Below are 23,424 nucleotides of genomic sequence, written 5' to 3'. Positions count from 1 at the left end.
CCGCGACTCAGGAATCGATCGGCCTCCGCAGCCGATCATGGTACCGCACCGGATGCCCGCGTCGTAAACCCGGGCCCCTCAGTGCACCGCGCCACTCATGAGGCCACGCACCATGAAGCGCCATACCGGAATCACCAGTATCAGCGTCGGCACGCTACCGACCACGATACTGGCCATCATCAGCCCCCAGGCGACGTCCGGATTGGTCGAGAGCGTTCCGAGTGTGACCGGCAGAGTACGGGTACTAGCGCTAGTGCTGATCAGAAGGCCGAAGAGGAACTCGCTGTAGGCCAGCATGAACGTGAAGAGTCCGGTACCCACCAGGCTGGGCAACGACAGCGGCAAGGTGATGTGGCGAAGCACCTGCAGCGACGATGCACCCTCGACCTGCGCGGCCTCATCGATCTCGGCAGGGATAGTTCGGAAGTAGAGCGTTAGAACAAGGATGCTGAACGGCAACGTCAAGACGGTGTAGATCGCAATCAACGCCCAGTGGGTGTTGAGCAGCCCCAAGCGGAGAACGATCGCGTAGTACGGGATAGCCAGCGCCACTGTGGGGATCAGGCGACTGACCAGGATGAAATTAAAGGTGGCCGCCCGGCCAGGAAAGCGCAGCCGGGCGTATGCGTAGGCTGCCAGACTCCCCAGCGTGAGGCTCGAGAACATCACCGCCGTCGCGATCAGCACGCTATTGAGCATCGCTCGGGGGACGAGCCGGACCTCCTGCGAGATCATGCTCCTAAGCGCGCCACGCTCCAGATAGGTCTGCGGAATCTCACCGGTAAAGATATACCGGTAGTTCCCGAGGAACGGTGGGTTCGCAAACCAGCGCGGCGGGAACGAGAGCAGGTTTCCCTCCGGAATGACGCTGCCGATCCCCACCAGCACGAAGGGGCCGAACCAGAATAGCGCTAGCAGCACCGCACCAGCAGCGATCAGCGCGCGTTGAGCAGGCGAGCGTCGTCTCATGCATGCTCTCCCAACAGCGCCTCCTTCGGCAGGGCCCGGACGATCGCGGCGATGAACGCCAGCGCGAGAAGAGCGATCACGACCGCCAGGGCGGCACCGTTACCGAAGTTCAGCATCTTGAAGGTCTCAGCCCAGATGTAGTAGGTCAGCAGGCTCGTCGCCGTACCGGGGCCGCCTCCAGTCATCGCGTAGGTGATATCGAAGACATTCAGCGCCATCAGGATCTCGTACAGTGTCACGATCACGAGCATCGGCCGGATGCCCGGGAGCGTGACGGCCCAGAAGCGGGACACGGCACTTGCCCCATCGATCGCCGCGGCCTCGTACAGCTCGTCAGGAATCGCCTGCAACGCCGCCAGGAGCAAGATGGCGACGAGCGGGAGCTGTGACCAGGTGAAGGCGACGATCACAGCGAAGCGCGCCAGCCAGGGCGTGGTCAGCCAGGAGATATAGTTATCGATCAAGCCCAGGGAGTAGAGGCCAGCATTCAGCGCGCCCCAGCTATCGAGAAAAACCCACTTCCAGATGACCCCGACGACGCTGGCCGGGATAGCCCAGGGCAGGAGCATCCCGGCGCGCAAAAGCGTGTTCCCGGGAAATCGCTCGTTGAGAAGCAGAGCGACCAGCACCCCAAGCACCACCAGCACGGGCACGGCAATGGCAGCGAAGATCAGCGTCGTGCGCGCCGCGTCGAGGAAGTACGGGCTGGTTATCACGTTGCGGAAGTTATCCAGGCCGACGAACCGGCGCCCCAGAATCGGCGAGGAGAGGTGCAGGCTCTCGTTGAGCGCGTACCAGAATGGATAGATGGTGAAGAGAGCGATCACCAGCAGCGCCGGCAACGTCATCAAGGCGCCTGAACGCGCGACTCGCCACCGGTATGACCATCGTTGCTCGACTGCCAGCGCCTGCGCCTCGCCACGCGGCGCGGTCGTATCGCCCATGTAGCCTCCCGCGCTTCGGCCCGGTGGGGAGCGACTGGCCTGGGTCCGGGTACCCCCTGTCGCTCCGTGCCATCCTCCCTCACCGGGCTTCAGGTACCAGACTCTTCCCAGCGACCGTCAACCGCCATATTGCTGCTTGAGCTGATCCCACTGCCGGGTGACTGACTCCAGCGCGTCCTCCACGCTCGTCTCGCCAGCGATCGCGCGGACATACTCGCGGCGGAAGAACTCGCTCCAGATGCCGTACCAGACGAACTGGCGGAGCGCCTTCGCCTTCTCGAGCTGCTGCTTCCAGAGATCGACATCGATCCACTGGGAGAAGGTCTGCTGCACGTCCGGGTCGTCCATCAGCGGCTTCTGGCCGAAGCCGAGCCCCTTCTCGACTGCCCAGCGCTTGGCCACGTGGTATTCGCCGTCGACCTCGCCACCGAAGTACTGGATGAACTTGCCGCAGGCGTCGATCACGTCCGGCCCGCGGTCTACGGCCATCTGGGTCATGTTGTAGAACTTGGCGAAGCCGTAGCACTCGTGGGTTTCGCCCGGCATCAGCCCGAGCTTGAACTGCCCGGCCAGCGGCGAGCGCGCCTTGTTGTTGAGCTCGGCCAGATTATAGTTAAACAGCACCGTGAAGGCATGCTGGCCAGTGTTCATAGCCTTGATCACATCGGTCTCGTGTGGCACATACGTCAGAATCTTGTCCTGGTTCCGCGCGTCCACGATCCAGCGGAACTGCTGCGCCGCCGGGCTGTTGGGGTCGCTCAACAGGAGGTTGCCCTCTTCATCGAAGAGGTCGCCGCCCCGGCCGAAGACCATGCTCGCGAACGCCGAGGTGGTGTTCGGCAGGTCTTGAGCGATCTCGGCAATGAATGGGAACTCCATTCCCCGCTGCTGGAGGAACTTGGCCTGCTCGGTGACCTCCTCCCAGGTCTCGGGAGGGGCGTTGATGCCTGCGTCTTGGAGCACCTTCTCGTTGTACAGGAAGGTGATCGTGTCGGCGTAGTACGGCAGGCCGTATACCTTGCCCTGGTAGATCATGCTCTGCCAGGCAAAGGGGAAAGTCTTGTCCTCGTAACCCTTGACCCAGTCGAAGTAGTCCTCCAGCGGCACGACCCAGCCGGCCGCGGCGAATTCCGGCAGCCAATCCTCGCCGTTGTAGGCGACATCGGTCGGTGTCTTCGATTGGAACCGGTTAACCATCGTCTCATGGTAGGCGTTCCACGAAAAGTCGCTGAGATTCACGGTGATGCCAGGATACTTTTCCTGGAAGCGTTTGATGTTGTCCTGAATCGTCTCGACGCTGTAGCTCCAAACGACGAAGTCCAGCGTCACTGCCTTCGCGCCTGCAGCCGGTGTCTGCCCTGCCGCCGGGGAAGGAGCTGCCTGCGGCGTGGTGGGTGCACCAGGGGCGGCGGCCTCCTCTCGAGCACATGCGGCTAGCAGGGGCACGAGACCAGTCCCGGCACCGAGCAGCGCTGCGCGGCGCAGCAGATCACGCCGGCTCAGTCGTGCGGACAGGCTCGATGATCGATGGCGAATGCTCAGGGTCGACTCCTCCTCCATCAACCCTGGCCCTCGGTCATCACCGTTGCTGGTAGCTCATGCTCGAGCCATCTTTCGATATCGTCCTCCTTCCGCCTGCGCCTCCTCACGCGAGGGGGATCGCCGATTCGCGCACAAGCAGGCCGGGCTGGAGCACTCGCGTCTCCTCCGGCGTCTCCGGCACTGCGATCCGTTCCAGCAGTAGCTCGACCGCAATCTGCCCAGCTTCGACGATCGGGAGATCGACCGTGGTGAGCGCCGGCGTGGCGTAGTGGACGAAATCCGGGTTCCCGAACGCCACCAGCGAGAGATCGTCAGGAACGCGCAGGCCGGAATCGCGGATCGCACGCAGGGCGCCGAGTGCCATCGCGTCGCCGCCGACGAAGACGGCGCTCGGCCGGTGGTCGAGCAGTGTGCGCATGCCCTGATAGCCACTCTCGAAGCTGTAGTCGCCTTCGACCACCAGCCTCGGGTCGCTCTCCAGCCCTGCTTCGGCCAGCGCAGCCAGGTAGCCGGCTCGGCGATCCAGTCCGGTAAAGCGGTTGGATGGCCCGGCGATATGCGCGATGCGCCGGTGACCGAGCTCGACGAGGTGCCGGGTTGCCAGGTAAGCCCCGCGGAAGTTGTCGAGCACGACCCTGGGAATGGGGGCCCCCTCCGGCATGGTGCGGTTGATCACGACGATCGGCACCCCCTCCTCATGGGCACGCAGCAGGTGGTCGTTGGCAATGTCGATGAACGAGACGGAGAAGAGGATCAAGCCATCGACCTGCTTGCGCCGCATCAGCTCGACAGCTCGGCGCTCCGAACCGGCGTCCGGGGCGTTGGCGAGGAGCAAGCTGTACTGCGCCTGGCGACAGGCCGCTTCCGCCCCCAGGATCACCGGAGGATACAGCGCATTGGTCAGCTCGCTGATGATCAGCCCGATGGTCGCGGTACGCCGAGTGGCCAGGCTGCGCGCGACGTGGTTGGGGTGATAGCCCAGCCGCTCGATGGCCTCGCGGACGCGCTCGCGGGTGGCGGCGCTCATCTGCGAGTGCCGGCCGTTGAGGTAGTTCGAGACCGTCGTGACCGAGACTCCCGCCTCGCGGGCAACTCGCCGGATCGTCGTTCGATTCGCTCGCTCGCGCACGTTCTCTGTACCGTTTCACTAAACCGGTACAGATATCCTACCACTCATCAGCCGGCTCCGTCAAGCCTCTGTGCCTAGAACGGCCGTTAGGCCGCGGCAGCGATTGCACCTCCGGCGGCTCCAGACGATACTGCCGCTAACGATCAGTGCTCGGGTAAGCCTCTCGACCAGGCACGTGGCTCCAGGCCCAGCGAAGCCAGTGGAAGGAGCAGTCCGATGCATGTCTACCAGCGACTCGGCCTGCGCCGCGTGATCAACGCCGATGCTCGCCTGACCCGGCTGGGTGGCTCCATCATGCCGCCTGAGGTGCTGGCCGCGATGGCCGAGGCGGCCCAGTGGTACGTCGATCTCTTCGAACTCCAACGCGCCGTTGGCCGGCGCATCGCCGAGCTGACCCACAACGAGGCGGCCTACGTCTGTACCGGCGCCTCAGCCGGCCTCTTCCTCGCCACACTCGCCTGCCTGACCGGCCCGGACCTGAGAGCGATCAGCCAGTTGGTGGACCAGATGCCCGATCCGGTCTTGGCCAGGGATGAGGTGATCATCCACACCGCCCACCGCATCCCCTACGACCCTGCCATCCGGCTGGCCGGCGCCCGCCTGGTCGAGATCGGCAACGTGCTCCAGACTTTCCCCTGGGAGCTGGAGGCCGCCATCTCCGAGCGCACGGCGGCGGTGGTCTACATGGCCGGCGAGCACCTGAGTCGCGGAGCGCTCCCCTTGTCCCAGGTAATCGAGATCGCCCACGCGCACGGGGTGCCGGTCATCGTCGACGCCGCGGCCCAGCTCCCGCCGCCGGAGAACCTTTGGCGATTCACCCGCGATCTCGGAGCGGATCTGGCCATCTTCAGCGGTGGGAAAGACCTGCGCGGCCCGCAGGCGAGCGGGCTGATCGTCGGCCGGGCCGACCTGATCGAAGCTGTCTTCCACCACGGCGCGCCGCACCAGCGGCTCGGCCGGCCGATGAAGGTGGGGCGCGAGGAGATGATCGGCCTCCTCACCGCCCTCGAGCTGTACCTTCAGCAAGACCACGCGGCGCGGATCGCCCGCTGCGAGGCGATCGTCCAGGGCTGGGTCGAGCAGTTCAGCCGGCTGCCGGGCGCGAAGGCGCGCCGCGACTTCCCGAACGAGGCCGGCCAGCCCGTGCCCCGGCTGTTGCTCGAACTCGATCCGGAGCAGGCTGGGCTAACCGGCGGCGAGCTGCGGCAACGGCTCTGGGAGGGCGACCCGCGCATCGCGGTAGCCCCGGCGGGCGATCGTGGCGTCTACATCACTCCGGACACGCTCGAAACCGGCGAGGAGGAGCTGATCGCTGAGCGGGTCACGGCGATCATTCAGGCAACGGCCGGAAGGAGAGTGGGCGACTGACTACTCCTCTGATTTCCCCTCGAGCTCCAGTGTCATCCGGTAGCTGCCGGCCAGGAGGCCCCCATCGACGATGAGGACGGTGCCGGTGATCCAGGACGCCTCGTCCGAGGCAAGAAAGAGCGCCGCATTGGCGATGTCCTCTGGCTCGCCCACCCGCCCCAGCGGGTACCATTTGGCCAGCTTCTCGAAGATCAGCGGGTCTTTCTCCAGGCGCGGGCCCCAGATCGGCGTGCGGATGGTACCCGGACAGATGACATTGACCCGGATGCCGAAGCGGCCGTACTTGACCGCCATGTTCTTCGTCAGCACGTTCATCCCGGCTTTGGCGGCGCTGTACGCCTCCTCGCCCAGCCCGGCGATGCCGTTGACCGAGGAGATGTTGACGATCGCGCCGCTCCGGCGTTCGATCATCCGCGGCAGCACTGCCCGCGAGCAGAGATAGGCGCTTTTCAAGACGACGGCCAGATTCCAATCCCAAGTGGCCTCGTCGAACGTCAGGATATCGTCGCCCTGCGAGGCGCCGGCGTTGTTGACCAGGATATCGATCTGGCCGAATGCGGCTATTCCCTGCTCGACCATCGCCTGGACCGCTGCGCTCTGCGTCACGTCCGCCTGGATCGCCAGCGCCTCCCCGCCGGCCGCGGCGATGCGCTGAACCGTCTCTTCGGCTCGATCGCGGTGGAGGTCATTGACGATCACCCGCGCTCCCTCGCGGGCGAAGCGCTCGGCGATAGCCCGCCCGATGCCCGAACCACTGCCCGTCACCAGCGCGACTTTGTCAGCAAGGCGCATCGTCGCTCCCTTCTCCAGACGCCGAAACAGTGAGGGGCGCCTCCCGTGCCACCACGGCATCGGCCGCGGGACAGGCGGGGATGCGCCCCGAGCAGGTTCGGTGACGAGCGCGGAGCTGGCTAGAAGAGCGCCAGCTCGGTCTGCGGATCGAAGGTGTGCAGGTGGTCCTTCCGGACCCGGATCGTCACGACATCGCCGGGGTCGAGATGGATGCGTGGCTCGCCCTGAGCGATCAGCGTGCCAGCCGGACCACGCAGGTGGACGAGCGTCTCCGCACCGAGCGGCTCGATCAGCTCGACTGGCAGCCGCACCGTGTCGCCACCCTCGGACTCCGGATTCCCCGCCACGACCTCCAGATCTTCGGGTCGGATACCGACGAGCACCTCCCGACCGACGTAGTCGGCCAGGCGATTGCGATGACTCGGTGGGGCTTCGAGTTTGACGTCGCCGGCAACGAGCTGCACCGTACCGTCTCCGCCGACGACCTGGGCTGGGAAGATGTTCATCGCCGGGCTACCGATGAAGGTCGCCACGAACAGGTTCGCCGGGCGGTCGTAGAGATTCTCCGGCGTGTCGAGCTGCTGGAGGACGCCCTGGTTCATGACGGCGATGCGATGTCCCATCGTCATCGCTTCGACCTGGTCATGGGTGACGTAGATCGTGGTAACGCCGAGCCGGCGCTGCAATTTGATCAGCTCACCGCGCGTCTGCACGCGGAGCTTGGCATCGAGGTTGGACAGCGGCTCGTCCATGAGGAAGACCTGCGGCTCACGGACAATCGCGCGACCGAGCGCCACGCGTTGCCGCTGGCCACCCGAAAGCTGGCGCGGCTTGCGGTTCAGGAGATCCTGAATGCCCAGGATCTCCGCTGCCTCCTTGACCCGCCGGTCGATTTCCTGCTTAGGCACTTTGCGCAGCTTCAGGCCGAAGGCCATGTTGTCGTACACCGTCATGTGAGGATAGAGGGCGTAGTTCTGGAAGACCATGGCGATGTCGCGGTCTTTCGGTGGGATGTGGGTCACGACCCGGTCGCCAATAACGATGTCACCGCTGGTGACTTCCTCCAGCCCGGCAAGGCATCGGAGCGCTGTCGTCTTTCCACAGCCGGACGGACCGACCAGCACCAGGAACTCGCCGTCCTCCACCTCGAGCGTCAGGTCGTTGACCGCCACCACGCTGTCGAAGCGCTTGGTGACGTGGTCGTAGATTACCTCCGCCATACCTAACCCTCCGCTGCGCTACCTCGCTGCAGATCTCCTCAGGGATCACCACTGTCAAGTATCGCAGACTTCGGCATTGCTGTCAGGACGAGCTGTATCCTATCCCTTCACCGCGCCCGCTGTCATGCCTGAGACGTAATGGTCCACGAAGAACATGTACACCACGGCGACCGGCACCGAGCCGAGCACGGCTGCCGCCATCAGCGGCCCCCACTGAAACACGTCTGCCCGGATCAGATCGTTGACGGTACCCACCGGGATCGTCTTCATATGCCCTGAGCCCATGAAGACGAGCGCGTAGAGAAACTCGTTCCAGGAGAGCGTGAACGAGAAGATCGCGGCCGAGAGCACGCCCGGCAGTGCCAGGGGTAGGATGATTCTCCGCATCGCCTGGATGCGGCTGGCCCCGTCGATCATGGCACACTCTTCCAGCTCGCGCGGGATGGTCCGGAAGTAGCCCATCAGCAGCCAGCTCGCGAATGGGATGAGGAAGGTCGGATAGGTGAGAATCAGCGCCCAGTACTCGTTGTAGATACCGAACCGGACGACAACCTGGCTCAGCGGGATGAAGAGGAGCGTCGGAGGGATCAGATAGGCCAGGAAGACCGCAGTCCCCATCAGGTTCCCGCCCTTGAAACGGAAACGACCGAGCGCGTAGCCCATCAGGATGCTGCAGGTAAGCGACAGGAGCGTCGCACCGAAGGTCACGACCGCCGTGTTCCACGCCCAGCGCGGGAAGTCGGTGTTCTCGAAGAGGTAGCGATAGTGACGCAGGGTGAACTCCGTGAGATAGAGCGGGTTTACCCGCGTGTTCAAGAGCAGGCTGTTCGGCTTGAGCGAGATGATGAGCATCCAATAGAAGGGAAAAAGCAGGAAGATCGTGAACAGCGCCAGCGGTATGTAGAGGAAGACGATACGGCTGCTCAGTCGGTTGCTCCCAACCATCTCAGGCCTCCTGCGAGCGCACGTGGCGGAGGAGGATCGCCGAGAGCACAGCCAGGATCGGGAACATGTACAAGGACACCGCCGCGCCCATGCCGAGCTTCCCCGCTCCGCCGATCCCCTCCTGCCAGGCAAACGTGCCGAAGATGTGGGTCGAGTTCGCCGGGCCACCCTTCGTCAGGACGTAAACGAGCTGGAAGTCAGCGAAGGTCCAGATGATCGAGAACAGCGTGGTGATCACCACGATACCTCTGATCACTGGGAGCGTCACCGCGAAGAAACGCTGGACCGCGTTCGCTCCCTCGATCGCTGCCGCCTCGTGCAGTTCCTGAGGCACGGCCTGGAGCCCGGCCAGGATGGCGACGGCAAAGAACGGCGTTCCACGCCAGATGTTGGCGAGACAGAGCGACAGGATGGCATGGCCCCGGCTCCCGAGGAACGAGATGCTTGCGTCGATCAGTCCCAGGTCCTTCAGCAGCCAGGAGAACGGGCTGAGCACCGGGTCGTAGAGCATGAGCCAGGCGAGGCTGCTGAGCGCGGTAGGGACGATCCAGGGGAGCAGCAACGCGGCTCGCAGCACGTTGCGCAACCGGAAGGCCTGGTTCAGGAGTAGCGCCAGCAACAATCCGAGGAGCAGCTTGAAGGGCACCGTCACGAAGCCGTAGATGAACGTGTTGAGCACGGTCAGGCGGAACACGCCATCGCGCAGCAGGTCTCGATAGTTCTGCAAGCCGACGAATTCACCGGTCGGCAAGCCGACCGTGCGATCGGTCAGCGAGATCCAGATGCCGAGGAAGAACGGGTAACTCATGAACAGGAGCAAGATGAGCCAGCCGGGCGTCATGAAGAGGTACGCGAGCACCGGCTCGCTCTCGACCCATAGCCGAACCCGCTGCCTCAGCGGGAGCGGCGCTACCTGCGCGATGGTTCTGACCGGTGCCGTGGTCATCCAGCACCTCACATCTTCAAGCCACACCAGTATCAGAGGGGGCGCGGGGAGCCGGGGCTCGTCCCGGCTCCCCGCGCCAGCTCAGATTACCCGCCGTAGATGCGCTCCAGTTCGCTCGCGCCCCACTGGATCGCCTCTTCGGCATTCCCCGACTGAATCGCCCGAGCGAAGGTATCGACGACGATGTAGCGGGCCGACGCCTCCGCCGCCTTCTCGTTGGTGGGCCCGGCGAACCCGATGTTGCGCCCGTACTTGCCGACCTCGGCATATGGCTTCAGCTTCGGATCCTGCGTGTAGTACGGATCCTCGATGTAGTACGGGGTCGGCGTGAGCTGGTAGCCTTTTTGGATCTCCAGCCAGCGCCGGAACTGCTCAGGAGACCGCCACCACTCCAGGAACGCCTTGGCGCCCTCGACGTTCTTGGAGTAGCTCAGAATCCCGACCGACTGGCTGCCCAGGTTGTTGAACCGCCCGGCCGGCCCTTGCGGGAAGATGTGGTGCATGGTGTCCTCGGCGATGTCGGGCGCATCCTTCTGTGCCGCGATGTAGATGCTGCTCCCATTGAACGTCCAGGCGATCTGGCCCGCCAGGAAGGCACGGTTGTTGGTCGCGTCGTCCCAGGAGAGGCCGGTCTCGTCGAAGGCCTGTGTCCAGTAGCTCAGGAGCAGCTTCATGCCCTCCACGAACTCGGGCTTGTTGAAGGCAACGGTCTTGCCATCCTCCTCGACTTCCATGGCGCCGTGCGCCCACATGAACGAGTAGGCAAAGGACGGCGGGTCTCCGGTGCTGTGACCGAACGCCTGGCCGAGCGGTGTCCCTCGCTTTTTCAGCTCCACGCCGATCCGGAACAGATCTTCCCAGGTATCCGGCGGGTTGTTGACCGGGTCATCCCAGCCGGCCTCCTGGAAGAAGCTGATGCGGTAGACCTGCGCACTCGTGGACGTGCCGATCGGGACACTCAGCCAGGTATCGTCGACCCGCACGGTCTTCATCGCCCAGTCGAAGTAGTCCCCCTCGGTCTGGGCGACCTTCTCGGCCAGGTCGTTGACCTCGACGAGCGCGTCCTTGTAGAGATACGGCCATCCTGGCCAGAAGTGGACAATATCTGGCCCGGCACCCGCTTGAACCGCCGCGCTGATCTTCGGCTGCAGGTCGGGCCAGTTGACGAAGTCGATCGCCGTCTGGACGCCGTTCTGCTTCCCCCACTCCTCGAGTTGCTCTTTCATGAGATCCTGCGTCTCAGGGACGAAGAAAGTACCGAACAAGAGCGTAAGCTGCGTCCCCTTGAGCACCGCGGGCGCGCCGGTTGGCGTGGCGCCGGCCTCCGGCGTTTGGCCCGCCGCCGGAGTCTGGCCGGCCGCCGCCGTCGGTGATGCGGCCGGTGCGGCAGGCGCGGTAGTCGGTGTCGCCTCCTCGCCGCCGCAGGCCGCCAGCAGCGCGCTCACGACCGGCACCGAGAGACCGAACGTCGCTGCCCGGCGTAGGATCTGGCGGCGAGAGTACCGGAGCTGCAAGATGTCCCCGATGTTGCCCTGGTCGTGTCCTGGCGCTTTCCGGCCATCGCGCTCGAGCATCGGTAACTCCTCCCCACTTTGAGTGATCATGTCGACTTATCATCACATCACAGGGTATTCAGAAGCTCTCGATGTGCCTCTCGCTCACCGCCTCCCTTCACCAGTACACCCACCGGATCGATCGGCAAGCTAGCTCCGGATCGTCAGAGACACGCTGTCGGTACCTAAATGACAAGAGCGGTATACACGGTCAGCCTACGGATAATCGATTCCGTTGTCAAGAGCGATATTATGTCAATGCCGGTCTCGCCAGGCCTCTCGTCCCGTCAGCATCGCTCTCTCGCATCCTGGCGTAGCCCATTGCATATGATTGGAGCAGTGGCTGTCGATCGGGTAAGCGGGGGAACACCCATGAGCTTCGACCTGCGGGATATCCGCCCCGGAATGGATGTGTACAGCTTCGACAATGTCTACCTGGGAACCGTACGCCGTGTCATGCCCGAACCGGCCCCGCGACGGGCGGTTGGCCCCCAGGACTTCCAGGCTAGCCAGCTACCAGGCGAACTGCTCGGCCCCATGCCCACTGCGACGATCGGCAACCCGGGCCCGTCCACCCAATCAGCCCGGCGACGCTTCGCCAGCCAGCCCGATGGGGCACCTCCGATCGGGCAGGGGCGTCTGGTTTTCGGTCGCCTCCCGGTGCCGATCGGGTGGCGCGAGGTGTCGCTCGATAACGTGCTGGCGGTGTCGCTGGAGCGTGTCGTGCTACGGCGGACGGCGGCCGAACTAGCGCGGCGCGGCCAATCCAGCCATGCGCACGAATCTGCCGCGCGTGAGCGCGGGGGAGCTGAGCACTCGCGGAGTTAGTCCGCTTCGCGGTCGACCGGCTGCGGCTCAGGTGGTGGCAGCAGGCCCAGCAGGACAGCCACGTGGAGGAGGAGCCGATGCTGCGGGTTGTTCAGATCGCGGCCGGTGAGCTGGCTGATCCGGTTCAGGCGATAGCCCACCGTGTTGCGATGGAGGCCCAACCGCGCCGCGACCTCTCCGGCGCTCCCCCAGGTAAGGTACGCCTGCAAGGTCTCGATCAGGTCTGCCGTTCGGTTCGAGCGATCGGCCAGCGGACCCAGAACCGCGCGGCGAAATGCTTCACCGGCCCGGTTGCCCCACAGGTAGTAGAGCAGGCTGAACAGCCCGAGGTCCTCCACCGCCTCGAACCGGAGCAGCGGGCCGGGCACGGCGCCGCTCCGCCACAGAGCGAGCGCGAACCGCGCCTGCCGGAGACCCTCCGGAGCCTCGCGCAGCCGGGACAAGCACGCGCTGAGTGCCACTGACCAGCCGGCCGAGTCTGCCGATCGCGCCAGCGACCGAAACGCCTCGATAACCCCCTGCAACTCGATCGCTGGCACCAGGAACGCTACCTCGTCGCCCAGCTCGACCCAGCGTTCCCTGGCTAGCCGGCCAGTCGCGCGGCGCACTACGTCAATCCCCCGCTGCGGGTTTTCCGGCGCAGCGACCAGGCCGACGACGACGGGCGCCTGGGGATCGAGCCCCAGGCGCTGCGCTCGCGTATGCACGGCAGCCTCGCTACTCGCCCGGCCCAGCAAGAGGTCGGCAACCAGCTCCCCAGTGATGTTGACACGTCCGGCGCGCCGTGGATCGCGTGCCAGCAGGCTGGTACAGACCCCAGCAGTGATCGAGAGAACCAACCGGTCGCGCTCGGTTAGCCCGCCGGCGGCGGAGGAGAGCGCCAGGTACGCTGGCCGGCCGCCGGCCGTCATCGTTGTGAGCAGCAACTCACCCCCTCCCCGCGAGGGTAGCAGTGCCGCCGCCGGGTACGGCCGCGCCCGCCCGAGCACGCCTGGCGAAACCGGCGCCGGCTCGGGCCCTGCCTGCGCCAGGACCTGTCCCTCGGCATCCTGCAGGGCGAGCGAGCGACCGCTGGCCAGCGCCGCGACCTGGAGCACCGCCTCCAAGCCTCCTCCGCCGACCGCTGCCCGTGACAGATCGCGCGACAGCTCGGTCGTGAGCCGGTAGAGCGCGCTGCGTTGCTCGGTGAGCAGCCGGTTCAGCGTGAGTTCGAGATCGAGCGGCAGGGGGCCTGGCATCAGCAAGAGCGGCAGCGAGCCGACTGGCCCGGAGAAGAGCCCTGGCTCCGTCACCAGCGCCGTTACCGGTGCTTGGCTGAGCGTCACCAGTAGCTCGTCGCGTGTTAGCGAGGCAGTCGACTCGATCTCGTGGAGGACGCGCCCGGAGAGCACGATCAGCTCGTCACCGCGCAGCGGCGGCAGGTGCGGCGCACCCACGCGCACCGACACCGCCCAGGAGATCGCGCGATCGAGGATCGTCTCCTCCTGCATGCCGGACGGCACGACGAGCGTGAAGCGACGGTCCCAGCGGCAGAGATCGCGTAGCGTGATCTCGGACATGCCTCCTCCCACGCCGGCTAGTCCTTCCGCTTCGGGAAGGGCGCATCGTCAGTATACGGGAACCCGTATACCGACCAATATGCCATAATTGGTTGTCTTGGACTGCTGGTGATGCTGGCGATTGGCTCTTGCGCGCTGGCAGTTGACCCGGTAGCGTCTCTTCTGGATGCATCCAATCGGGAGGATGTCATGTTGATCGAGCTCGACCGCACCAGCACCGTCCCGCTGTACCGGCAGATCGCCGAGCAGCTCCGCGCGCGGATCAGCAGCGGCGAGCTGGTCCCCGGCACCCGCCTGCCGCCGGAGCGCCGGCTCGCGGCCGTCCTAGGCGTCAACCGGACGACGGTGGTGAACGCCTACCGCGAGCTGGCCGCTGACGGGCTCATTGTCGGCCATGTCGGACGAGGGACGATCGTCGCCGACCCCAGCCGCCTCCACGAACCGGGAACGCCGGCCAGCGGTATCCCCTGGCCCCAGCTCTTCACGCCGGCCACTGACGTGATGAACGATCCGCTGCTGCAAGACACCATGCTGGTGTCGTCCCGCCCCGACGTGATCACCTTCGCAACCGGCATGCCGGCCCCGGAGCTCTACCCGATCGCGACCATGCGCCAGCTCCTCGACGAGGCGCTTCACCAGGCCGGCCAGAGCTTGCTCCAGTACTGCCCGGCTGAAGGCTACCCACCGCTCCGCGAGGCGCTGGCGAGCTGGATCGCACCATCCGGCATGCGCTTCGGCCCAGATGACGTCCTGGTGGTGGCTGGATCGCAGCAGGGGCTCTACCTGCTGGCCCGCGCGCTGCTCGAACCTGGAGACATCGTCGCGGTCGAGTCGCCGACCTACCTGGGCGCGCTTCAGGTCTTCCGGGCGGTCGGCGCCCGCTTGCTGCCGATCCCGGTCGATCAACACGGCATGCGAGTGGGATTGCTGGAGGACGTGGTCGCCCGGCGACGCCCCAAGCTCATCTACACGCTCCCGACCTTCCAGAACCCGACGGGCACAACGATGAGCCGCGACCGGAGGGAGCGCCTGCTGGCGCTCGCTGCCCGCTACCAGGTGCCGGTCATCGAGGACGACCCCTACGGCGCGCTCCGCTATGCGGGCGAGTCGATTCCGCCCCTGGCCGCGCTCGACCAGCACGGGGTGGTACTCTACCTGAGCACGGTGTCCAAGATCCTGTTCCCCGGCTTTCGGATCGGCTGGATCGCCGGCCCCAGGCCAGTCATCGAGCGACTGGCGATCCTCAAGCAGATCGTGGATCTAGATACCAACCCACTGGCGCAGTGGGCTGTCTGGGCCTTCATCACCCGCGGCCTGCTCGACGCTCACCTGGAGCGGCTGCGCCGGCACTACCCAGAGCGGCTCGAGCGGATGCTGGCCGCCCTGGAGCGATACGCGACCGGGGTGCTGGAGTGGACGAGGCCGGCCGGGGGCTTCTACGTCTGGTGCCGGTTGACTGACGGGCTCCGCGCCCGCGACCTGCTGCCGGAGGCGGCCCGGCGCGGCGTCGCCTTCGCGCCGGGCGAGAGCTTCCATCCCGACGATGCGGGAACCGGCACGCTGCGCCTCAACTTCACCTTCCCGCCGGTAACAGCGATCGAGCCGGGTATCGCACGGCTGGCCGAAGCAGTGCAGGCGCTCAGAAGCATCCGGCTCAACGGCGAAGGGAGTCGGCGGGCGAGAGTCGTGGCTCCGATCGTCTAGTCGTCCGTGCCGCGCGGGCGAGCGGGCAGAGCACGGGCGGAACAAGCCCAAAACCATCAGGCTAAGTGAACTGGATCGAGCGTCAGCGATCGGTGAGCAGCGAGGAGGTCGCGGCAGATGGAGAAGTCGACCTGGACGACGAAGGTAGGCCTGGCTCAGATGCTCAAGGGCGGGGTGATCATGGACGTGGTCACGCCGGAGCAGGCGCAGATCGCCGAAGAAGCAGGCGCGGTCGCGGTGATGGCGCTCGAGCGGGTGCCCGCCGATATCCGCCGGGAGGGCGGGGTCGCCCGGATGAGCGACCCGGAGCTGATCCTCCGGATCAAGGAGGCGGTGACCATCCCGGTGATGGCGAAGGTGAGGATCGGCCACTTCGTCGAGGCGCAGATCCTGGAAGCGATCGGCATCGACTACATCGACGAGAGCGAGGTGCTGACCCCGGCAGACGACCGCTACCACATCGACAAGCATCAGTTCAAGGTGCCGTTCGTCTGCGGCGCCCGCGATCTCGGCGAGGCGCTACGGCGCATCGGCGAGGGTGCCGCGATGATCCGCAGCAAGGGTGAGGCTGGAACCGGCAACATCGTCGAGGCGGTTCGCCACCTGCGCGATATCCTGGACGGCATCCGCCGGCTCCAAGCGCTGCCGAAGGAAGAGTTGATGACGACAGCGAAGGAGCTGGGCGCCCCGTACGAGCTCGTCTGCGAGGTCGCCGAGACTGGCCGCCTTCCGGTGGTGCTGTTCTGCGCCGGCGGCGTCGCAACCCCGGCCGACGCCGCGCTGGTCATGCAGCTCGGCGCCGAGGGCGTCTTCGTCGGCTCTGGCATCTTCAAGTCGGAGAACCCGAGGGCGCGAGCGCGGGCCATCGTCGAGGCCGTGACTCACTACCGCAATCCAGCGATCCTGGCCGAGGTCAGCCGTGGCCTCGGCGAGCCGATGCGCGGGCTGGAGCTGGAGGCGATCCCGGCCGGCCAGCGCCTCGCCCCCCGTGGCTGGTGAGGGGAGGGAGCGAATGCAGCCAGTCATCGGCGTCCTGGCCCTGCAGGGGGACTTTCGCGAGCACCTAGCAGCGCTGGCCCGGCTGGGCGTCGAGGGGCGCGAGATCCGCCTGCCGAGCGAGCTCGCGGGGATCAGCGGGCTGATCATCCCCGGTGGCGAGAGCACCACGATTGGCCGGCTGATCGAGCGATTCGGCCTGCGCGAGCCGATCGTGGAGTTCGCCAGGTCAGGGCGGCCGATCTGGGGCACCTGCGCGGGGATGATCGTCCTGGCCCGGGAAGTCGACCCCGAGACGCGCGCTCGCACCCAGCACCTCCTCGGCCTGCTGGACATCGTCGTGCGGCGGAACGCGTTCGGGCCTCAGATCGAGAGCTTCGAGACCGATCTGGAGATCCCGGCAGTTGGGAGCGAGCCGGTTCGCGCGGTGTTCATCCGAGCTCCAGTGGTAGCCGAGATGGGGCCGGCGGTCGAGCCCCTGGCCCGGCTGACGGACGGCACGGTAGCCGCGGTACGCCAGGGCAACCTGATCGGCACTGCCTTCCATCCGGAGCTGACCGGCGACGACCGCTTTCACGCCTGGTTTTGCCGGCTGGCCCGCGAGCACTCGCCGGCCGTCCAGCTAGAGCCAGCGACCCGCGGCGCACGGTAGGCCCTGCGTTGCAGTCGCACTCCCGCCCCGAATCCTTGCCAGCGAGACACACCTCTGCTACCATACGAGGTGTACGTACGCGGGTTCGGTCGAGGCAAACAGTCCGTGGGGGAGATGCGCATGCTGGCGAAAGGGCTACGGCGCGGGCTGACGGTCCAGGAAGCTGCTCAACTGCTCCAGTTCCACCCAGAAGCCGTCCGCTACTGGCTTCGGGTGGGCGAGCTACGTGGAACTCGCCTCGAGCCCGCGGACGACTGGCTGGTCGAGCCGGACGATCTCCTCGCCTTTCTGCGGCAGAACGACGAGCCATTCCCGTGGTCGGTGCCCGTGGTCAGCGGCGGAGACGCTCGAGCCGTCTTCACGCCCGCGCACTAGGCCGCTGCCAGGGCCCGCTGCTCCCTACCGACGTCAGGTTCCCGGGCGAGCCAGTCGAAGGATCCCGCAATGGCGGGGCACTGCATCATTCGTCTCACGCACTCCAGGGGCATCCATCGCGCGGCGCGGCGGCAGCAGCGGGTCGTCCGACCCCGTTCTCGCGATCGTGTGGGAAAGGCTGTCAAACAGGACAGCAGGACTCTACTACCGCTCGATCGGTCAGATGGGCCCGGGGCCAGCTATCCGAGCTTGAATCCGATGCGCCGCCGATGGATCAGCACGCTCTGGAGCACCCCTAGGCTGGCCAGCAGCGTCCACAGCGAGCTGCCACCGAGACTGATGAAGGGAAGCGGCAGGCCCGTCACCGGCATGATCCCGACGTTCATCCCCATATTCACGAACGCCTGGAAGAAGATCATCACGGTGACGCCGACCGCCAGCAGCCGGCCGAACAGGTCGGGGGCGACGGTCACGACGTGACTGGTGCGCCATAGCAGGATCAGGTAGGTGACGATCAGGGCGACGCCGCCGATGAACCCGAACATGCCCATCGCATGGGCGAAGATGAAGTCGGTCGTCCGTACCCGGAGCAGGTCGAGCTGGCTCTGCATGCTGCCGGCCAGCCCGTTACCGTACCAGCCACCGGTGCCGATCGTGATCTGAGCCTGGATGATGTTGAAGCCAGCGCCGAAATAGTCCCGCTCCGGCTCGAACGAGATCAGCAGCCGCTCCCGCATGTAATCGTGCAGGACGTACTTCCAGGCGAACAGGGCGACGACGGGCGAGGCGAGCAGGACACCGGCAACATAGAGCAGCCGGGTCGGGCTGAAGAGAACCATCGCCAGCCAGATAGCGGCGAAGACGCCAGCCGTGCCGAGGTCAGGCTGCTGGTACACCAGTAGGGCCGGCAGAGCCACCAGCAGGCCGCTCAGCACGAAGTTCTTCAGCCGGCTCATCTCCTCGCCCCGGTTGGCGATGAACGCCGCCAGTGCGACGATCACCCCCAGCTTGGCCGGCTCCGATGGCTGGACAGTGATCGGCCCCAGCTCGATCCAGCGAACCGAGCCACCGATGTTCGTTCCGACTAGCATCACGAGGATCAGGAGCGCCAGGGTCAGGCCGTAGATCGGCCACGCCATCGACTTGATGTAGCGGTAGTCGACCCAGGACAGGCCGATCAGCAACGGAAGGCCGATGAGCGCGTAGATGAACTGGCGCACCGCCAGGCTGTCGAGCCGCAGCGCCCCTCCCCCTTCGGCGCTCCAGATCGCGACGAGCCCGAAGCCGATGAGAACCAGCGTGGTGATCGCCATGTAGGGATCGAACGCGGCCCAGCTTGCGGCGCGACGGTGCGTCTGGAGCGAGGTAACGACCGTACCCATGGCTCAGAGCAGCTCCACGCCGTTGATGTTGATGTGGAAGGTACAGCCGAGGAACTCGGCGGCCCGCACGCTCATCACCATCCGCGGCAGGAAGATCTCGAAGTAGTGCATGACCGGCGCGATCGTCGTGTCGATCGTCAGTTCCAGAGTAATCGATTTCTCCCCCGGGTCGACGCGCAGGAAGGACGAGACGGCCGCGTAGTTCACCCGGTCGTGCTGGTCGAACTTGCTCTGATCCGGGTTCTGCACCCGGCTGCGGTGGACGTCCGACTTGTCGGCCAGAATTAGCGCGGCTGACACCGCGTGCACCGGCTCGCCGAGCCGCTGCGTGTCGTCACCGTGGCTACCGATGGCACCCATCACGATCGCGATGTCCTCAGGAGCCACGCCGTAGCGGCGCAGGATGTCTCGCGCCAGCAGCGCGCCGGTCAGGCTATGGTCATAGCGGCTGATCGCGTTGCCGATATCGTGGAGATAGCCAGCGATGGCAGCCAGCTCCTGCTCGCGCTGGTCGTAGCCCAGCCGGCGCAGCACGTTGCGCGCGATGTGCGACACCAGGTTGGCATGCCGAAGCCCGTGCTCGGTGAAGCCGATCACCGCCAGGTTGGCGTTGCCGGCCTCGATATAGGCGCGCACCTCGGGGTCCTTTTCGAGGTCAGCGACCGTGATCGGCAGCGCGACCGCCGCTGGACGAGCGGCAGCCTCCGGCTTGGTGGCTCGCACTGCAGCCGCCTCGCCGATGATCTCCGGGATCGATTCGCCGTTGGTGCTCATCGCACGACCTCTCCACCGATGGCCCGAGCCCAAGTATAGCCGTATCGACCACAAACCTCTGGTAGGTAGGCAGCGAGCACGGGCGAATGATCAGTCGCCGCTCCCGTTTGCAACCTTTTCCTCAAACACCGAACCGCGCGGGCGAGAGCGCATCGAGCGGGAGACTCGAGCGCCCCTCCGTGATCAGCTCGGCGATCGACTGACCGATGGCGGGAGCCAGCGCGAAGCCGTGCCCGGAGAACCCGCAGGCGAAGACGAATCTCTCGACCTCACCGCCCATCCCTAGGATCGGCACCTCGTCGACGGCGATCGCCTCGATGCCCGCCCAGCCACGCTCGAGCCGGGCCCGGCCGAGCAGAGGATAGACCGCGCTCGCCTCCCGAACGCTGCCAGCGATGCTCGCCTGAAGCAGCCGCGTGCGCCGGGTCGCGAGGTCGAGCCGGCCAGGCCAGCCACCCCCGATCAGGTACGAGCCTCCCGGCAACTGCTTGAGGCTGAGCGGGCGATGCACGCTTCCCAGCACCGGCCGTAGCCGTGGCGGCATCGGCTCGGTCACCAGCATCTGGAGCGCCCGCGGCTCGATCGGGATCCTGAGCCCAACCATCCGCGCGATCACGGCGCTCCAGGCACCGGCCGCGTTCACGACCCAGCGGCAAGAGATCTGGCCCCGCGTCGTCGTCACGCTGGCCACCTGGCCCCGATGATGCGAGATGCCGGTCACCTGTGTCTGCTGAAGAATCCGGGCCCCGAGACGGGTCGCCGCTCGAGCGAAGGCATGGGTCACCAGGCTCGGCATCGCGTGGCCGTCGCTCGGGCACCAGCTCGCTGCGAGCACCGTGGGGGCGATGTCCGGAACCAGCTCGCGCAGCTCGGCCTGGCCGATCATCCGGACGTCCAGCCCGAGAGCCCGCTCCTCGGCCACCCGACGCTCCAGTGCGGCGACGTCTTCCGGCCGCTCGGCCAGCGTCAGGTTGCCGTCCTGCCGGTAGTGCAGATCCGCGCCCAGTTCCTCGGCCAGGTGCGGCCAGCGCCGAATGGCGCGCAGGGCGATCGGCAGCTCGCGCAGGTCGCGGCCTTGCTGCCGCACCCCGCCGGCACTGGCACCCGAGGCCCCCGCCGCGATCGTGGCCGCCTCGACCAGCGTCACCGCGACGCCCTGGCGGGCCAGCTCGTAGCCGATTGCAGAGCCGATCACGCCACCGCCGACGACTACGACCTCGGCTGCTGCGCGCTCGCCCATCCGCTCGCACCTCGCCTGCCCGTCTACCGGCGCACGGCCAGTATCGGCCAGCTCGCATTCCTGGGCAAGGCTGGGGCGACCTCCCAATGGAGAGCGTCTTTCACAGCGAGAAGGGGGTAGCGCGGTGCCGTGCCACCCCTGAGCACGCCGGCCGGCTAGGCCGCCATCTGCGGCTTGAGCACGACCTTGACGTAGCCTTCCACCCGCTTGTCGAACTTCTCGTAAGCCAGCGGGGCTTCCTCCAGACGATGGCGGTGCGAGACGACGAAGGAGGGCTTAGCCCGGCCGGCGATGATCAGGTCGCGCAGGTACTGGTTATATCGCTTGACGTTGCACTGGCCGGTTCCGAGCCGGATCCCCTTCTCGAAGAGCCGCCCGATCGCCAACCGCAGGCGTCCCTGCTTCGCTTCCTCGTCGGGCGCGCCGGGATCGGCGGGGACATAGAGACCTGGCACACCGATCGCGCCCGTCGGCCGCACGACCTCGATCAGGGTGTTGAGGACGATAGCCGGATCCTCGCGCGCTGCGCCGCGCACGTGTGCCTGGTAGCCAACAGCGTCGATCCCCTTGTCGACGCCGGCAAACGCCTTGTTGGGTACCGAGCCGGTGGCCAGCCGGTCGCCGGGCGACTGCTCCTTGATGAACTCGACCGGGTTGACCTCGTCGAAGTTGACCGGAATGCAGCCGATCTCCCGCGCCTTGTCGAGCCGCTCCTTGATGCGGTCCACTACGAAGACCTTCGAGGCGCCGCGCAGCAGACAGCTATAGGCCGCCATCAAGCCGACCGGCCCAGCGCCGAAGACTGCCACGCTCTCCCCTGGCCGGACATCGGCCAGCTCAGCGCCGTGGTAGCCGGTCGGGAAGATATTGGCGAGCAGGATGAAGTGGTCTTCGAAAAATGGCCGCTTGAATCCAGAGGAGAACGCCTCTGCCATCAATTCCATCCCTTCAGGCAGGCGTTGGCCCCTTCCGCCAGCAATTGCGCCCGTTCCAATTTGAGTCAGGAGCGCTGCTGCGAAGATGGTTAACCGACCGGCGGACGTCCTCGGAGAGACGGTCCGAATCCTTGCACAGCACGAAGGTCCACCGTCCGAACCCGCCGCGATAATTGACCGCCCGCACCTAGCGCTTAGCGTCAGCTTCTTTCTGCCCGTCCTGCTCGGTCTCAAAGCCCTTGACCTCTAAGATGATCTTCATTTCCCGGCCGTCATCGCAACGCTACTGATGTGAGAAAGAAAACACGCTCCGCATTTCGTACACGGTGCGTAACTGGGCTGTTAACCAAAGCTCGGTTTCAGCAATGGGAAACAACTCCACAAGCATTCTGGTCACGGTGGACGCCGGTACCGGCCAGCGTTCTGTCACTATAGATCGCAATATCTCTTCAAGCCTCTGGCGCTCGGCACTGCTGCGGTCAGCAAGGAGATCTGTGATATCTCTCTCGTCAAGGGTGTTCCATCCGTTTCTCCGGGCAGGGTCGTCAAATACGGCTGGAATAGGGATATCGATTCGAGCAAGGCCGCTGACAGTGGACCATAGGGCAGAGATTTCTCCTGCCAGTTCCCGTCTCAGCCAAAGAAAGGCCGAGAGGATCTCCTTAGTTACTGCGTCGTCCTCTTCGATTACCTCTCCAAATCTGTAAATGGGAAGCACCGGACGCTTATCAGAACTCAGCGCCACTTCCAGTCCGCTTTGGGGGACAATCTGGACTCTCTTAACAGCTCCAACAACACGACGGAGAAAGTCAAAGGCTATATCGGGTCTGGCTATTTCTTCTAGCCCCTGGAGAGCCGGGGCCACAAGGCGACCATATTTGAGCGGCGGTGCTACAGGCCCGTCCAATAATATCCAATTCTCGGGGCATTCCTGCCTCAACTCCCACAAGATGCCTATTTCCATAATCCGCAGCAATTCCTTTGCGCGGTCAAGTGCCTTCCGACGCACTTCTCCGGTGCGAATCAGGTCGCCTGCCTGAAGCAAAATGCCGGGGCGACCATCCGAACCGAGGCGCAAAGTGAGAGAGGTGTCCGAATACAGTAACTTGCCGCTCTGTACCGCTTCATAGATGCGGCCAGCAGATCCCAGTTCTCGGCCGGGGGGTCTTCTGCTAGACCATGCTGAGTCAGCGACTTGTAAGGCTTGATAAGGGAGGAGCAGCACAAGAGCTTCCCGCACCTTAAATGGTCGGAGCTCTCTATCTGCCCGCTCCATAGCCCCAACAATCAGGTGTGAAAGGTGCAAGGGGACTCGCACTTTGTTGACAAGGATCTCGGCTACCGGGACTGTGCGCTGCACTCCGTCCACAAAGAAGCGGAACAGGGCCGAACCTTCCGGAAACGGGTCGATCTCCAGGCGCGCCATCTCCTGGGCTGGAGAAGAAGATGTCGCCGTCGGGAGATCGGGCGCCCGCTCCTCCGGGAGGTCGCTCGGTGGGAGGGGACTAGCCCCCGCGTTGTCTAGTAGATACCCTCTCAATAAATCCAGGGGATCCGTTGCCATGGTCATC

General features: G+C 65.5%; 20 protein-coding genes and 1 pseudogene. 6 read left to right on the top strand and 15 right to left on the bottom strand.

Annotated features, from left to right (window positions below):
• Window positions 1-78: 78 nt before the first annotated feature.
• The 4 genes from NET02_RS00990 to NET02_RS00975 all read right to left on the bottom strand — a co-directional run bounded on the left by NET02_RS00990 (window position 79) and on the right by NET02_RS00975 (window position 4,584).
• A complete protein-coding gene (locus NET02_RS00990) occupies window positions 79-969 on the bottom strand; it encodes a carbohydrate ABC transporter permease (protein WP_284055501.1) in 891 nt (296 codons plus the stop codon).
• Window positions 966-1,913 carry a carbohydrate ABC transporter permease gene (locus NET02_RS00985; protein ID WP_284055500.1) on the bottom strand — a complete coding sequence of 316 codons (948 nt, stop codon included), beginning with the start codon at window positions 1,911-1,913 and terminating at the stop codon, window positions 966-968. The genes NET02_RS00990 and NET02_RS00985 overlap by 4 nt, the downstream gene beginning before the upstream one ends.
• Before the next feature lie 117 nt (window positions 1,914-2,030).
• Complete coding sequence (locus tag NET02_RS00980) at window positions 2,031-3,242, bottom strand: ABC transporter substrate-binding protein (protein ID WP_284055499.1); 1,212 nt, start codon at window positions 3,240-3,242, stop codon at window positions 2,031-2,033.
• Window positions 3,243-3,558: 316 nt separating this feature from the next.
• Window positions 3,559-4,584: a LacI family DNA-binding transcriptional regulator gene (locus NET02_RS00975; protein ID WP_284055498.1), complete on the bottom strand. Its 1,026-nt coding sequence runs from the start codon at window positions 4,582-4,584 to the stop codon at window positions 3,559-3,561.
• Between the two features lie 216 nt (window positions 4,585-4,800).
• On the opposite strand from NET02_RS00975, the gene NET02_RS00970 reads away from it, so the two are divergent.
• Window positions 4,801-5,952: an aminotransferase class V-fold PLP-dependent enzyme gene (locus tag NET02_RS00970; RefSeq protein WP_284055497.1), complete on the top strand. Its 1,152-nt coding sequence runs from the start codon at window positions 4,801-4,803 to the stop codon at window positions 5,950-5,952.
• Here the strand turns inward: NET02_RS00970 and NET02_RS00965 are convergent, their stop codons facing one another.
• The 5 genes from NET02_RS00965 to NET02_RS00945 all read right to left on the bottom strand — a co-directional run bounded on the left by NET02_RS00965 (window position 5,953) and on the right by NET02_RS00945 (window position 11,429).
• Window positions 5,953-6,744, bottom strand: a complete 792-nt coding sequence (locus tag NET02_RS00965; protein WP_284055496.1) for an SDR family NAD(P)-dependent oxidoreductase — start codon at window positions 6,742-6,744, stop codon at window positions 5,953-5,955. It lies immediately after the preceding gene.
• 119 nt (window positions 6,745-6,863) lie between these two features.
• Entirely contained in the window at window positions 6,864-7,964 is a 1,101-nt protein-coding gene (locus tag NET02_RS00960; RefSeq protein WP_284055495.1) for an ABC transporter ATP-binding protein, read from the bottom strand.
• Between the two features lie 99 nt (window positions 7,965-8,063).
• On the bottom strand, window positions 8,064-8,909 hold the full coding sequence (locus tag NET02_RS00955) for a carbohydrate ABC transporter permease (protein ID WP_284055494.1): 846 nt from the start codon (window positions 8,907-8,909) through the stop codon (window positions 8,064-8,066).
• A gap of 1 nt (window position 8,910) precedes the next feature.
• On the bottom strand, window positions 8,911-9,855 hold the full coding sequence (locus NET02_RS00950; protein WP_284055493.1) for a carbohydrate ABC transporter permease: 945 nt from the start codon (window positions 9,853-9,855) through the stop codon (window positions 8,911-8,913).
• An 86-nt stretch (window positions 9,856-9,941) separates the two neighbouring features.
• On the bottom strand, window positions 9,942-11,429 hold the full coding sequence (locus tag NET02_RS00945; RefSeq protein WP_284055492.1) for an ABC transporter substrate-binding protein: 1,488 nt from the start codon (window positions 11,427-11,429) through the stop codon (window positions 9,942-9,944).
• Window positions 11,430-11,780: 351 nt separating this feature from the next.
• On the opposite strand from NET02_RS00945, the gene NET02_RS00940 reads away from it, so the two are divergent.
• On the top strand, window positions 11,781-12,236 hold the full coding sequence (locus NET02_RS00940) for a hypothetical protein (protein WP_284055491.1): 456 nt from the start codon (window positions 11,781-11,783) through the stop codon (window positions 12,234-12,236).
• Here the strand turns inward: NET02_RS00940 and NET02_RS00935 are convergent.
• A complete protein-coding gene (locus NET02_RS00935; protein WP_284055490.1) occupies window positions 12,233-13,795 on the bottom strand; it encodes a PucR family transcriptional regulator in 1,563 nt (520 codons plus the stop codon). The two genes, NET02_RS00940 and NET02_RS00935, sit on opposite strands and share 4 nt — an antisense overlap.
• A 189-nt stretch (window positions 13,796-13,984) precedes the next feature.
• Between NET02_RS00935 and pdxR the strand changes: the two genes are divergently transcribed.
• The 4 genes from pdxR (at window position 13,985) to NET02_RS00915 (ending at window position 17,522) form a co-directional block, all read left to right on the top strand.
• Window positions 13,985-15,499: a MocR-like pyridoxine biosynthesis transcription factor PdxR gene (gene pdxR, locus NET02_RS00930; RefSeq protein ID WP_284055489.1), complete on the top strand. Its 1,515-nt coding sequence runs from the start codon at window positions 13,985-13,987 to the stop codon at window positions 15,497-15,499.
• A 117-nt stretch (window positions 15,500-15,616) separates the two neighbouring features.
• The gene (gene pdxS / locus NET02_RS00925; protein ID WP_284055488.1) at window positions 15,617-16,498 is read left to right on the top strand and encodes a pyridoxal 5'-phosphate synthase lyase subunit PdxS; all 882 of its coding nucleotides are present in this window, start codon (window positions 15,617-15,619) and stop codon (window positions 16,496-16,498) included.
• A 13-nt stretch (window positions 16,499-16,511) separates the two neighbouring features.
• A complete protein-coding gene (pdxT, locus tag NET02_RS00920; protein WP_284055487.1) occupies window positions 16,512-17,147 on the top strand; it encodes a pyridoxal 5'-phosphate synthase glutaminase subunit PdxT in 636 nt (211 codons plus the stop codon).
• 120 nt (window positions 17,148-17,267) lie between these two features.
• Window positions 17,268-17,522, top strand: a complete 255-nt coding sequence (locus NET02_RS00915; RefSeq protein ID WP_284055486.1) for a helix-turn-helix domain-containing protein — start codon at window positions 17,268-17,270, stop codon at window positions 17,520-17,522.
• Window positions 17,523-17,761: 239 nt separating this feature from the next.
• On the opposite strand, the gene NET02_RS00910 is transcribed toward NET02_RS00915, so the two are convergent.
• From NET02_RS00910 to NET02_RS00890, 5 genes and pseudogenes are all read right to left on the bottom strand, one after another.
• Complete coding sequence (locus NET02_RS00910) at window positions 17,762-18,904, bottom strand: FtsW/RodA/SpoVE family cell cycle protein (protein ID WP_284055485.1); 1,143 nt, start codon at window positions 18,902-18,904, stop codon at window positions 17,762-17,764.
• Between the two features lie 3 nt (window positions 18,905-18,907).
• Complete coding sequence (locus NET02_RS00905) at window positions 18,908-19,678, bottom strand: HD domain-containing protein (protein ID WP_284055484.1); 771 nt, start codon at window positions 19,676-19,678, stop codon at window positions 18,908-18,910.
• 121 nt (window positions 19,679-19,799) lie between these two features.
• A complete protein-coding gene (locus NET02_RS00900; RefSeq protein WP_284055483.1) occupies window positions 19,800-20,918 on the bottom strand; it encodes an NAD(P)/FAD-dependent oxidoreductase in 1,119 nt (372 codons plus the stop codon).
• 155 nt (window positions 20,919-21,073) lie between these two features.
• A pseudogene (locus NET02_RS00895) lies at window positions 21,074-21,811 on the bottom strand (MDR/zinc-dependent alcohol dehydrogenase-like family protein); the annotation flags it as partial.
• A 325-nt stretch (window positions 21,812-22,136) separates the two neighbouring features.
• Entirely contained in the window at window positions 22,137-23,417 is a 1,281-nt protein-coding gene (locus tag NET02_RS00890) for a hypothetical protein (protein WP_284055481.1), read from the bottom strand.
• Window positions 23,418-23,424: the final 7 nt, after the last annotated feature.

It is taken from the genome of Thermalbibacter longus (assembly GCF_023806485.1).
Lineage (GTDB): Bacteria > Chloroflexota > Chloroflexia > Thermomicrobiales > Thermomicrobiaceae > Thermalbibacter > Thermalbibacter longus.
Note: the sequence above shows the minus strand (reverse complement) of the source record. Positions and strands in the feature narration are given on the sequence as shown.

What these genes read in the sequence shown, in the direction of transcription:
- NET02_RS00965 (WP_284055496.1), bottom strand. Translation starts at nt 6,744, where the DNA reads ATGCGCCTTGCTGACAAAGTCGCGCTGGTGACGGGCAGTGGTTCGGGC.
- NET02_RS00890 (WP_284055481.1), bottom strand. Translation starts at nt 23,417, where the DNA reads ATGGCAACGGATCCCCTGGATTTATTGAGAGGGTATCTACTAGACAAC.
- NET02_RS00910 (WP_284055485.1), bottom strand. Translation starts at nt 18,904, where the DNA reads ATGGGTACGGTCGTTACCTCGCTCCAGACGCACCGTCGCGCCGCAAGC.
- NET02_RS00940 (WP_284055491.1), top strand. Translation starts at nt 11,781, where the DNA reads ATGAGCTTCGACCTGCGGGATATCCGCCCCGGAATGGATGTGTACAGC.
- NET02_RS00935 (WP_284055490.1), bottom strand. Translation starts at nt 13,795, where the DNA reads ATGTCCGAGATCACGCTACGCGATCTCTGCCGCTGGGACCGTCGCTTC.
- NET02_RS00905 (WP_284055484.1), bottom strand. Translation starts at nt 19,678, where the DNA reads ATGAGCACCAACGGCGAATCGATCCCGGAGATCATCGGCGAGGCGGCT.
- pdxT (WP_284055487.1), top strand. Translation starts at nt 16,512, where the DNA reads ATGCAGCCAGTCATCGGCGTCCTGGCCCTGCAGGGGGACTTTCGCGAG.
- pdxS (WP_284055488.1), top strand. Translation starts at nt 15,617, where the DNA reads ATGGAGAAGTCGACCTGGACGACGAAGGTAGGCCTGGCTCAGATGCTC.
- NET02_RS00960 (WP_284055495.1), bottom strand. Translation starts at nt 7,964, where the DNA reads ATGGCGGAGGTAATCTACGACCACGTCACCAAGCGCTTCGACAGCGTG.
- NET02_RS00970 (WP_284055497.1), top strand. Translation starts at nt 4,801, where the DNA reads ATGCATGTCTACCAGCGACTCGGCCTGCGCCGCGTGATCAACGCCGAT.
- pdxR (WP_284055489.1), top strand. Translation starts at nt 13,985, where the DNA reads ATGTTGATCGAGCTCGACCGCACCAGCACCGTCCCGCTGTACCGGCAG.
- NET02_RS00955 (WP_284055494.1), bottom strand. Translation starts at nt 8,909, where the DNA reads ATGGTTGGGAGCAACCGACTGAGCAGCCGTATCGTCTTCCTCTACATA.
- NET02_RS00985 (WP_284055500.1), bottom strand. Translation starts at nt 1,913, where the DNA reads ATGGGCGATACGACCGCGCCGCGTGGCGAGGCGCAGGCGCTGGCAGTC.
- NET02_RS00900 (WP_284055483.1), bottom strand. Translation starts at nt 20,918, where the DNA reads ATGGGCGAGCGCGCAGCAGCCGAGGTCGTAGTCGTCGGCGGTGGCGTG.
- NET02_RS00915 (WP_284055486.1), top strand. Translation starts at nt 17,268, where the DNA reads ATGCTGGCGAAAGGGCTACGGCGCGGGCTGACGGTCCAGGAAGCTGCT.
- NET02_RS00950 (WP_284055493.1), bottom strand. Translation starts at nt 9,855, where the DNA reads ATGACCACGGCACCGGTCAGAACCATCGCGCAGGTAGCGCCGCTCCCG.
- NET02_RS00945 (WP_284055492.1), bottom strand. Translation starts at nt 11,429, where the DNA reads ATGCTCGAGCGCGATGGCCGGAAAGCGCCAGGACACGACCAGGGCAAC.
- NET02_RS00990 (WP_284055501.1), bottom strand. Translation starts at nt 969, where the DNA reads ATGAGACGACGCTCGCCTGCTCAACGCGCGCTGATCGCTGCTGGTGCG.